This window comes from Streptomyces sp. CBMA123, from assembly GCF_014596465.1.
GTDB lineage: Bacteria > Actinomycetota > Actinomycetes > Streptomycetales > Streptomycetaceae > Kitasatospora.
The window spans coordinates 1-11,077 of the sequence record NZ_MECK01000523.1; the positions used below are offsets into that span (position 1 = coordinate 1).

General features: G+C 74.6%; 4 protein-coding genes. All 4 read left to right on the plus strand.

Features of this window, described 5'->3' with window-relative positions:
- Window positions 1-94: 94 nt before the first annotated feature.
- The 4 genes from BG452_RS35790 (at window position 95) to BG452_RS35805 (ending at window position 11,021) form a co-directional block, all read left to right on the plus strand.
- Window positions 95-388: a hypothetical protein gene (locus tag BG452_RS35790; protein WP_188308504.1), complete on the plus strand. Its 294-nt coding sequence runs from the start codon at window positions 95-97 to the stop codon at window positions 386-388.
- Window positions 389-727: 339 nt separating this feature from the next.
- A complete protein-coding gene (locus BG452_RS35795) occupies window positions 728-886 on the plus strand; it encodes a hypothetical protein (protein ID WP_188308505.1) in 159 nt (52 codons plus the stop codon).
- A gap of 108 nt (window positions 887-994) precedes the next feature.
- Complete coding sequence (locus tag BG452_RS35800; RefSeq protein WP_188308506.1) at window positions 995-1,207, plus strand: MbtH family protein; 213 nt, start codon at window positions 995-997, stop codon at window positions 1,205-1,207.
- A gap of 79 nt (window positions 1,208-1,286) precedes the next feature.
- Window positions 1,287-11,021 carry a non-ribosomal peptide synthetase gene (locus BG452_RS35805; protein ID WP_188308507.1) on the plus strand — a complete coding sequence of 3,245 codons (9,735 nt, stop codon included), beginning with the start codon at window positions 1,287-1,289 and terminating at the stop codon, window positions 11,019-11,021.
- Window positions 11,022-11,077 lie beyond the last annotated feature (56 nt).

Genomic DNA, 11,077 nt, shown 5'->3' on the forward strand with positions numbered 1-11,077 from the left:
GCGCCTTCAGGAGCGAGCCCCTCGAGTGGCACGACCCCGACACCCGCCTCACCGCCCTGGTCGGGCACCGGCGGCGCCGCGGACAATGTGACCCATGAGCAGCAGCACCCCTCCCCCGCCCGGCCCCCCCCACCCCCACCCCCCCCACCCCCCCCCCCCCCCCCACGCCCCCCGGGGGCTGCTCGCGGGCGGGGGCGCGCTGGAGCGGCTGCACGCGCGGCTGCGCCGGATCGAGCAGGCCGCGGGGCGGGTGCGGGACGAGCGGGCCGCGCTCAAACGCGTCTATCTGGCGACCCTGGCCCTGGAGTCACCGGCCGGGGCCCGGCGGCCGTGGGCGGGGGACTGGCCGGCCGTCCGGGAGGAACTGCGCCGGGGCTCCGGGCACTGAGGCCGATGTCGAACGTCAAGTTCCGCTACTGATGCGGGAGTTGTTCCACTGACTCCGGGGGGCCGTTCGACCGTCGAGTCGATGGGTTCCGGCCACCGGGACACGGTTTCAGCCAGGGGACGGGGCTTCCGCATGCCCGTCCTCCCACCACTGATCTGACAGAACCAGGTGCTCATTGCATCAGATCTGCCCGTTTTTGACACAGTCTGTTCACGCTTCCGGTTCCCGCATTGCGTGATCCCGATAACGGCCAGAGCTTCCACGCCAGTTTGAGCCTCGGCAGGATTCATTCACAGCGAGGAGCGCACACACCGCCCGCCTCAGGAAGAGGAATTCGCCATGACGAATCTTGCCGCTCGCATTCACAAGATGCTGGGGATTCTCACCGTTCTGCTGGTCGCCGTCATCGGCCTCCAGACCCATGCCGCAGCCTACCCGTCCACGGTCGTCGCCGGGCCCTCCGCGATGCACGGCGACGACTCCGGCTGGGGTCCGTGACCGTACTGCGCCCGAAGTCGCCGAACCGTATGTCGACGTAGTCCGTTCACCGCGCGGCGACGAAATTCCCCCCTCCTCGTAATTCTCCCAACAGAGAGGAAACCGACGATGGCGAACCCGTTCGAGGACCCCGAGGCCGACTACCTCGTCCTGGTCAACGACGAGGGCCAGCACTCGCTGTGGCCGGTCTTCAGCCCGGTGCCCGACGGCTGGCAGCAGGTCTTCGGCGCGGCCGGACGCCAGGACTGCGTCGACTACGTCGAGCAGCACTGGCAGGACCTGCGGCCGAAGAGCCTGATCGCCCACCTGGCCGGCCGCTGACCGCGGCAGCACGCTCCACCGCGCCACACCGCACCACCGCACGCTCCACCGGTCACGCAGCAACGAGGGAGACAGTCACATGTCCGGGGACCAGCAGACGCACAGAACCGACCCACGGCCGGGACCGGCCGAGGTGCTGTGTCGACTGTTCGCGGAGGTGCTCGGCCAGGAGTCCGTCGACCCCGCGGCGGGCTTCTTCGAACTCGGCGGTGACCGGCCCGCCGCCGTCCGGCTGCTGGCCCGGGTGCGCGCCGAACTCGGCTTCCGGGTACCGCTGCCGCTGCTGCTGGACGCCCCCACCCCGGCCGGCCTGGCCACCCGGCTCGCCACCCCCGGTGACGACGCCCCGCGCCCCACCCTCAGCGCGCTGGTCGACGCCCAGGTGGCTCGCACTCCGCAGGCCCCCGCGCTGTACGCCCAGGACGCCACCCTCAGCTACGCCGAACTGGACGCCCGCGCCAACCGGCTGGCCCGGGTGCTCGCCGCCCGCGGCCTGGGCACCGAGGACGTCGTCGCGCTCGCCCTGCCGAAGTCCCCCGACGCCGTCGCCGCGATCCTCGCCGTGGCCAAGACCGGGGCCGCCTGGCTGCCCGCCGACCCGGCCTACCCGGCCGAACGGCTGCGCCACATGCTCACCGACTCCCGCGCCGCCCTGGTGCTCACCACCACCGGCACCGCCGAGCGGCTGCCCGACACCGGCGCCCCCCGGCTGCTGCTCGACTCCCCCGCGCACCTCGCCGACCTCGCCGAGCGGCCCGGCACCCCGTTCACCGCCGACGAGCGGGTCCGGCCGCTGAGCGCCGACCACACCGCGTACGTCATCTACACCTCCGGCTCCACCGGCCTGCCCAAGGGCGTGGCCGTCACCCACACCGGGCTGCCCAGCATGGTCGCCACCCAGGTCGCCGCCACCGGGGTCGGCCCCGGCAGCCGGGTGCTCCAGGCCGCCTCGCTCAGCTTCGACGTCTCCGTCTCCGACCTGGCCGTGGCGCTCACCACCGGCGCCGCGCTCGTCCTCCCCCGCGAGCAGAGCGAGCTGGTCGGCGACGCGCTGGCCGCGCTGATCGACCGGTACGGCGTCACCCACGCCGACGTCGCCACCGCGATGGCCGCCACCCTGCCGGACGTCCCGCTGCCGACCCTGCGCACCCTGATCGGCGGCGGCGAGGCCATCCCGCGCGAACTGGCCGCCCGGCTCGGCCGCGACCGGCTGATGCTCAACAGCTACGGGCCGACCGAGACCACCGTCATCGTCACCATGAGCGAGCCGCTCACCGGAGCCGAGCAGCCCCCGATCGGCCACCCCTGCCGGGACGTGCGGATCCACGTGCTGGACGAGCGGCTGCGCCCGGTGGAGCCGGGCACGGTCGGCGAACTGTACGTCTCCGGCCCGCACCTGGCCCGCGGCTACCTGGGCCGCCCCGGCCTGACCGCCGACCGCTTCGTGGCCTGCCCCTTCGGCGAGCCCGGGAGCCGGATGTACCGCACCGGCGACCTCGGCCGCCACCGCCCCGACGGCCAGCTGGACTTCCTCGGCCGGGCCGACGACCAGGTGAAGATCCGCGGCTTCCGCATCGAACCCGGCGAGATCGAGCAGACCCTCTCCGCCCACCCCGGGGTCCGCCAGGCCGTGGTGCTGGTCCGCGAGGACCGCCCGGGCGAGCGCCGGCTGGTCGGCTACACCGTCGGCGCCGCCGACCCGGACGAGCTGCGCGCCCACTGCGCCGAGCGGCTGCCCGAGCACATGGTGCCCACCGTCGTCGTCCTCGACCGGCTGCCGCTCACGCCCAACGGCAAGGTGGACAAGCGTGCCCTGCCCGCGCCGGCCTTCGGCGCCGCCGAGGCGGGCGGCCGGGCCCCCGCCGGGGAGCTGGAGCACACCCTGGCCCGGCTGTTCGCCGAGGTGCTCGGACTGCCCCGGGTCGGGGTCGGCGAGTCCTTCTTCGAGCTCGGCGGCGACTCCATCGTGGCCATCCAGCTCGTCTCCCGGGCCCGGCAGGCCGGGCTGCAGCTCACCCCCCGCGCGGTCTTCGAGGCCCCGAGCGTCGAGGCGCTGGCGCTGGTCGCCCGCCCGCTGGAGGGGCCGGTCGCCGTCGAGCCGCCCGGCGCCGGCCTCGGCGAGGTGCCGGCGACGCCGATCGTGCACTGGCTGTCCGAGCAGCGCGGCGCCGTGGCGAGCTTCTACCAGTCCACCCTGCTCACCCTCCCCGCCGGGACCGGGCCGGCGCAGCTGGTCACGGCCCTGCAGGCGGTGCTGGACCACCACGACGTCCTCCGGGCCCGCCTCGACGGCGCCGCTCGCCCCTGGACGCTGCACGTCCCCGCGCCCGGCGCCGTCCCCGCAGCCACCGTGCTGCGCGGCCTCCCGGGCCCGGCCACCGAGTCCACCCTGCGCGCCGCCACCGAAGCCGCCCGCGAACAGCTCTCGCCCGAGGACGGCCGGATGCTCCAGGCCGTCCGCTTCGACGCCGGCCCGGACCTACCCGCCCAGCTGCTGCTGGTGATCCACCACCTGGTGGTGGACGGCGTCACCTGGCGCATCGTCGAGGAGGACCTGCTCGCCGCGCTGGCCGCCGCCCGCGAGGGCCGCGAACCCGCGCTGCCGCCGGTGCCCACCTCCTTCCGCCGCTGGGCCCAGCGGCTCACCGCCGAGGCCCGCACCGACCGCCGGGCCGCCGAACTCCCGCTCTGGCAAGCCGCCCTGGCCACCCCCGACCCGCTGCTCGGCGAACGGGCCCTGGACCCGGCCAAGGACACCTACGCCACCGGCGGCACCCTGCGCGTGGTGCTGCCCGCCGACACCACCCGGGCGCTGCTGACCGGCGTCACCGCCGCGTACCACGCCCAGGTCAACGACGTGCTGCTGACCGCGCTGGCCCTCGCCCTGACCCACTGGCGCGGCTCCCCGGCCGGACCGGACGGCGCGGTGCTGCTGAACGTCGAGGGCCACGGCCGCGAGGAGGTGGTCGAGGGCGTCGACCTGCACCGCACCGCCGGCTGGTTCACCTCCGTCTACCCCGTCCGGCTCGCCCCCGGGGCGCTGTCCTGGGCCGAGGTCACCGCCGCCGGCCCCGCACTCGGCCGCGCCCTCGGCCGGGTGAAGGAGCAACTGCGCGCCGTCCCGGACAACGGCATCGGCTACGGCCTGCTGCGGTACCTCAACCCGGCCACCGCCCCGCTCCTGGCCGCATTCACCGACCCCCAGGTCGAGTTCAACTACCTGGGCCGCTTCCAGCCCGAGGGCGTCACCGCCGAGGACGTGCACGCCGGAGCCGAGGCGATGACCGAGGGCGCCGCCCCCGACCTCGCGCTCGGCCGGGTGCTGGGCCTGGACGCCACCACCGTCGACACCCCGCAGGGCCCGCTGCTGGTCGCCCAGTGGTCCTGGGCCGCCGAACTGCTCGACGAGGAGCGGATCCGGGCGCTCGCCGAGGCCTGGTTCACCGCCCTGCGCGCGCTCGCCGAGCACGCCGACCGGCCGGGCGCCGGCGGGCACACACCCTCCGACTTCCCGCTGGTCACCCTCGGCCAGGACGACGTCGACCGGCTCGCCGAACTCCACGCCCCCGCCGCCCTGGTGGACGTCTGGCCCACCTCCCCGCTCCAGCAGGGCATGGCCTTCCACGCCGCGTACGACACCGACGGCGCCGACGTCTACACCTCCGTCTGCACCTTCGACCTCACCGGCCCGGTCGACGCCGACCGGCTGCGCGCCGCCGCCGAGGCCCTGCTGCTGCGCCAGCCCAACCTCAAGGCCGGCTTCCACCAGCGCCCCGACGGGCCGCCCGTCCAGGCCGTGCCGGACCACGTCGAACTGCCCTTCACCGTGCGAGACCTGACGGTGCACGCCGACCCGGAGGCCGAGGCCGAGCGGATCGCCGCCGCCGAGTACGGCCGCCGCTTCGACCTCGCCCGGCCGCCGCTGCTGCGCTACACCCTGCTCACCCTCGCCCCCGGCCGGCACCGGCTGATCACCGCCGCCCACCACATCCTGCTGGACGGCTGGTCCACCCCGCTGTTCGCCGAGGAACTGTGGGCCCTGTACTTCCGGCAGCCGCTGCCCCCGGCCGCGCCCTACCGCGAGTACCTGCGCTGGATCACCCGGCGCGACGGCGCCGCCGCCCGCACCGCCTGGGCCCGCGCCCTCGCGGGCACCGACGAGCCCACCCTGCTCGCGCCCGCCCGCACCACCGCCACCCCGCGGTTGCCGCTGCGCCTGCACACCGGCCTCACCCCGGAGGCCACCGAGGCGCTGGGCCGCACCGCCCGCCGCTACGGCGTCACCCTCAACACCCTCGTCCAGGCCGCCTGGGGCGTGCTGCTGGCCCGGCTCACCGGGCGTACCGATGTGCTCTTCGGCACCACCGTGTCCGGTCGGCCGCACGACCTGCCGGGTGTGGAGCGGATGATGGGCTTGCTCATCAACACCGTGCCGGTGCGGGTCGCCCTCGACCCGGCCGAAAGCTGGGGGCAGCTGCTGCTGCGACTTCAGCACGAGCAGTCCGCACTGCTGGACCACCAGCACCTCAGCCTCACCGAGATCCAGCAACTCGCCGAGCTGGGAAGCCTGTTCGACACCGTCACGGTGTACAGCAACTACCCGGACCCGTCCGCCCTGGACGCGGCCGACCCGAGCGGCGCCACCCACGTCACCCTGGTCGAGGACGTCGACAGCGCCCACTACCCGCTGCTGCTCGCTCTCACTCCGGGCGACGGCCTCCAGCTGCGCCTGGACCACCAGCCGGACGCCTTCACCGCCGCCGAGGCACGCACCGTCCTGGACCGCTTCCTCGCGCTGCTGGACCGGATCGTCGCCGACCCGGCCGAACTCATCGGCACCGTCGACGTGTTGACCGAGGAGGAGCGGGCCCAACTGCTCTCCGGCCGGCACGGCCCGGTCACCGCGCTGCCGGCGGGGACGGTGCCCTCGCTGTTCGAGGCCCGGGCCGCCGCCACGCCGGACGCGATCGCGCTGGTGGCGGGCGATGACGCCCTGACGTACGCCGAACTCAACGCCCGCGCCAACGGGTTGGCACGGCGGCTGACCAAGGCCGGCGTCGGCGCCGAGACTCCGGTGGCGGTGCTCCTGGAGCGCTCCCCCGCACTGGTGGTCACCCTGCTGGGCATCCTCAAGGCCGGTGGCACGTACGTCCCGCTGGACGACGCCCAGCCCCAGGACCGCCTGCTCGCCGTCCTCGCGGACGCGGGCGCCACCCTCGCCGTCACCGACACCGACCACCCCGCCCTGGCCGGGCTCACCACCCTCGCGATCGGCGAGGAGACCGCCGACAACCCCGAACTCGACATCGACGCAGCCCAATTGGCGTACGTGATGCACACCTCCGGATCCACCGGGAGACCCAAGGGCATCGGCATCACCCACCGCGCCATCGTCGACCTCGCCCTCGGCGGCACCTTCACCACCGACAGTCACGCACGCGTCCTGGTCCACTCCCCCACCGCCTTCGACGCCTCCACCTACGAACTCTGGGCCCCCCTGCTCTCCGGCGGCAGCCTCGTCCTCGCCCCACCCGGCCGCCTCGGCGTCACCGAACTCACGGCCACCATCAACCAGGGTTCGGTGACCTCCCTCTGGATGACGGTCGGCCTGTTCAACGTGCTGGCCGCCGAGGCCCCGCAGACCTTCGCCGGACTGCACCAGGTATGGACCGGCGGAGACATCGTCTCGCCGGCCGCCATGCGACGCGTCCTGGAGGCCTGCCCCGGCCTGCGCGTGGTGAACGGCTACGGCCCCACCGAGACCACCACCTTCGCCACCCACCACCCCATGAGCGCCCCCGCCGAGGTGCCGGACACCGTCCCGATCGGACGGCCCCTGCCCAACACCCGGGCGTACGTCCTGGACGCCGGGCTGCGCCCGGTGCCCGTGGGCGTCGCCGGTGAGCTGTACCTCGCGGGCAACGGTCTGGCCCGGGGCTACACCGACCGCCCAGCCCTGACCGCCGAACGCTTCGTCGCCTGCCCGTACGGCGGCAAGGGCGAACGCATGTACCGCACCGGCGACCTCGCCCGCTGGACCACCATGGGCGAACTGGAGTTCGTCGGTCGAGCGGATGACCAGGTGAAGCTGCGCGGCTTCCGGATCGAACTCGGCGAGGTGGAGGGCGCGTTCGCCGCCCACCCGGCCGTCGGCCAGATCACCGCCCTGGTCCGCGAGGACCGGCCCGGCGACAAGCGCCTGGTCGCCTACGTCACGGGCGACGCCACCCCCGAGGAACTGCGCGCCTTCGCCGCCGACCGCCTGCCCGGCTACATGGTCCCGGCTGCCGTCGTCGTCCTGGACGCCCTGCCAGTCACCCCCAACGGCAAGGTCGACCGCCGCGCCCTGCCCGCCCCCGACTTCAGCGGCACCGAGGGCCGCGCCCCGCGCACCGGCACCGAGCGCGCCCTGAGCGAACTCTTCGCCGAGGTCCTCCAGGTGGCCGAACCGAGCATCGACGACAGCTTCTTCGACCTCGGCGGGCACTCGCTGCTCGCCACCAAGCTGGTCAGCCGGATCCGCACCGCCCTCGGCGCCGAGCTGCCGATCCGCACCCTCTTCGACCACCCGACCGTGGCCGCGCTGGCCGCCGCCCTGCCCGCCTCCGGCGCCGCCCGCCCGGCCCTGCGACCGGCCGACCGGCCCGCCCTCGTCCCGCTCTCCCCCGCCCAGCAACGCCTGTGGTTCATCGAGCAGTTCGAGGGCCCGAGCGCGCTCTACAACACGCCCGTCGCGCTCCGGCTGACCGGCGTGGTCGACCGCCCCGCCCTGGAGCGGGCGCTGCGGGACGTGGTGGCCCGGCACGAGGTGCTGCGCACCCTCGTCCCCACCACCGACGGCCAGCCCCGCCAACTGGTCACCGAGGCCCCCGAACTCCCGCTGCACACCCTGCCGGTGGCCACCGAGGCGGAGCTGCGGGCCGCGCTCGCCGAGGCCGGGGGGCGGGTCTTCGACCTCGCCCGCGACCTGCCCGTCCGCGCCACCCTGCTCTCGCTGCCGCACGACGAGCACGTGCTGCTGGTGCTGATGCACCACATCGCCAGCGACGGCTGGTCCGTCGCCCCGCTCTTCCGCGACCTCGCCACCGCCTACCGGGCCCGCACCACCGGCTCCGCCCCCGACTGGCAGCCGCTGCCCGTCCAGTACGCCGACTACACCCTCTGGCAGCACGAGGTCCTCGGTGACCAGGAACAGCCCAGCGCCCTGCTGACCGAGCAACTCGCGCACTGGCAGCAGACCCTGGCGGACGCCCCGGAGGAGCTGGCACTGCCCTACGACCGCCCGCGACCGGCGGCGCCCAGCCACCTGGGCGGCCTGACGGAGGCCGTCGTCGACGCCGAACTCCACGCCGTTCTTAGCGAGTTGGCCACCGCCCAGCAAGCCAGCCTGTTCATGGTGCTCCAGGCCGCCGTCGCCACCCTCTACACCCGCCTCGGCGCCGGCACCGACCTCCCGCTCGGCACCCCCACCGCCGGACGCACCGACGAAGCGCTCCAGGACCTGGTCGGCTTCTTCGTCAACACCCTCGTCCTGCGCACCGACACCACCGGCAACCCCAGCTTCCGCGAACTGCTCAACCGCGTCCGCCGCACCGACCTGGACGCCTTCGACCACCAGGACATCCCCTTCGAGCGCCTGGTCGAACAGCTCAACCCCACCCGCACCCCCGCCCGCCACCCGCTCTTCCAGACCCTCGTCGCCCTGGAGAGCCGCGCGGCGGTGCCCGCCGCCTTCGGCGACCTGGCCTGCGCGGAGCACCCCTTCGAACTGGACGTCGCCAAGTTCGACCTGTCCTTCCGCTTCACCGAGCAGGGCGCCCGGGCGGGCCTGACGGTCGCACTCGAATACGCGACCGACCTCTTCGACCACACCACCGCCACCACCCTCGCCGAACGGCTGCTGCGGGTGCTGCGCGCCGTCGCGGCCGACCCGGACACCCCGATCGGCGCCATCGACCTCCTCGACCCGGCCGAGCGCGAGCAACTGCTCACCGGCTGGAACGACACCGCCGTACCCGTCCCGGACGCCACCCTGCCCGAGCTGTTCGAGGCCCGAGCCGCCGCCACCCCGGAGGCGCCCGCCGTGGTCGCCGACACCGGGACCCTGAGCTACGCCGAACTCGACTCCCGGGCCGAGCACGTGGCCGCCCACCTGGCCGAGGCCGGCGTCGGCGCCGACACCCCGGTGGTCCTGCTGATGGACCGCTCCGCCGAGCTGGTGGTCGCCCTGCTGGCCGTCCTCAAGGCCGGCGGCAGCTACGTCCCGCTGGACGACCGGCACCCGGCCGAGCGGCTGCGGCAGATCACCGCCGAGACCGGGGCGGCGCTCGTCCTGGTCGACCAGGCCCACCGCGGCCACCCGCTGGCCACCGACGCCCCCTGCCCCGTCCTGCCGCTCACCCCGGACTCCTTCGACTTCGCCGGTCCGCGCCGACGCCGCGCCCACCGCCCGCCGCTGCACCCGGAACAGCTCGCGTACGTGATGTTCACCTCCGGCTCCACCGGCCTGCCCAAGGGCATCGCCATCACCCACCGGGACGTCGTCCAGCTCGCCTCCGACCCGTGCTGGCAGCACCCCGACGGGCTGCGGGTGCTCTTCCACGCCCCGCACGCCTTCGACGCCTCCACCTACGAACTGTGGGCGCCGCTGCTCTCCGGCGGCCGGATCGTCGTCGCCCCGCAGGGCGACCTGGACGCCGCCGCGATCGGCGCGCTGGTCCGGGCCCACCGGCTCACCCATGTGCACGCCACCGCCGGGCTGTTCCGCGTCATCGCGGAGGAGGAGCCCGGTGTCTTCGCCGGCGTGCGCGAGGTGCTGACCGGCGGGGACGTGGTCTCGGCGCCCGCCGTCCGGAAGGTGCTGGCGGCCGTCCCCGGGATCGGGGTCCGGGTGCTCTACGGCCCGACCGAGATCACCCTCTGCGCCACCCAACTACCCCTGCCCACGGCGGAGTCCGTGCCGGACGTGGTGCCGATCGGGCGCCCGATGGCCAACACCCGGGCGTACGTCCTGGACGACGGATTGCAGCCCGTCCCCGTGGGCGTCGCCGGTGAGCTGTACATCGCCGGGGCGGGCCTGGCCCGCGGCTACGCCGGCCGCCCCGCCCTGACCGCCGAACGCTTCGTCGCCTGCCCGTACGGCGGCAAGGGCGAACGCATGTACCGCACCGGCGACATCGTCCGCTGGAACCCGGACGGCGTACTGGAGTTCCTCGGCCGCGCCGACGACCAGGTCAAGATCCGCGGCTTCCGCATCGAACTCGGCGAAGTCGAAGCCGCCCTCACCGCCCACCAAGGCGTCGGCCAGGCCCTCGCCCTCGTCCGCGAGGACCAACCCGGCGACAAACGCCTCGTCGCCTACACCACCGGTGACGCCACCCCCGGCGAACTGCGCACCCACCTCACCGACCGCCTCCCCGCCTACATGCTCCCCGCCGCCATCGTCACCCTCGACACCCTGCCCGTCACCCCCAACGGCAAAGTCGACCGCCGCGCCCTCCCCGCCCCCGACTACACCGGCACCCCCCAAGGACGCGCCCCCCGCACGGCCCGGGAAGAGAGCCTGTGCGAGCTGTTCGCCCAGGTGCTCGGCCTGCCCACGGTCAGCATCGACGACGGCTTCTTCGACCTCGGCGGCCACTCCCTGCTCGCCACCAAACTGGTCAGCCGCATCCGCACCGCCCTCGGCGTCGAACTGTCGATCCGCACCCTGTGGGACCACCCCACGGTCGGGGAACTCTCCACCGCGCTGCCCGCGGCCCGCAAGGCCCGCCCCGCCCTCCGGCCGATGCGCCGGCCCGGCAGCCCTTCGTAGGTCACGCGCGCCACCGACCGTCCCCGGTGGCCCGACCGTCAAGTCCCCAAGTCTGC

Coding starts and splice junctions, on each gene's coding strand:
- BG452_RS35790 (WP_188308504.1), top strand. CDS start 95: ATGAGCAGCAGCACCCCTCCCCCGCCCGGCCCCCCCCACCCCCACCCC.
- BG452_RS35795 (WP_188308505.1), top strand. CDS start 728: ATGACGAATCTTGCCGCTCGCATTCACAAGATGCTGGGGATTCTCACC.
- BG452_RS35800 (WP_188308506.1), top strand. CDS start 995: ATGGCGAACCCGTTCGAGGACCCCGAGGCCGACTACCTCGTCCTGGTC.
- BG452_RS35805 (WP_188308507.1), top strand. CDS start 1,287: ATGTCCGGGGACCAGCAGACGCACAGAACCGACCCACGGCCGGGACCG.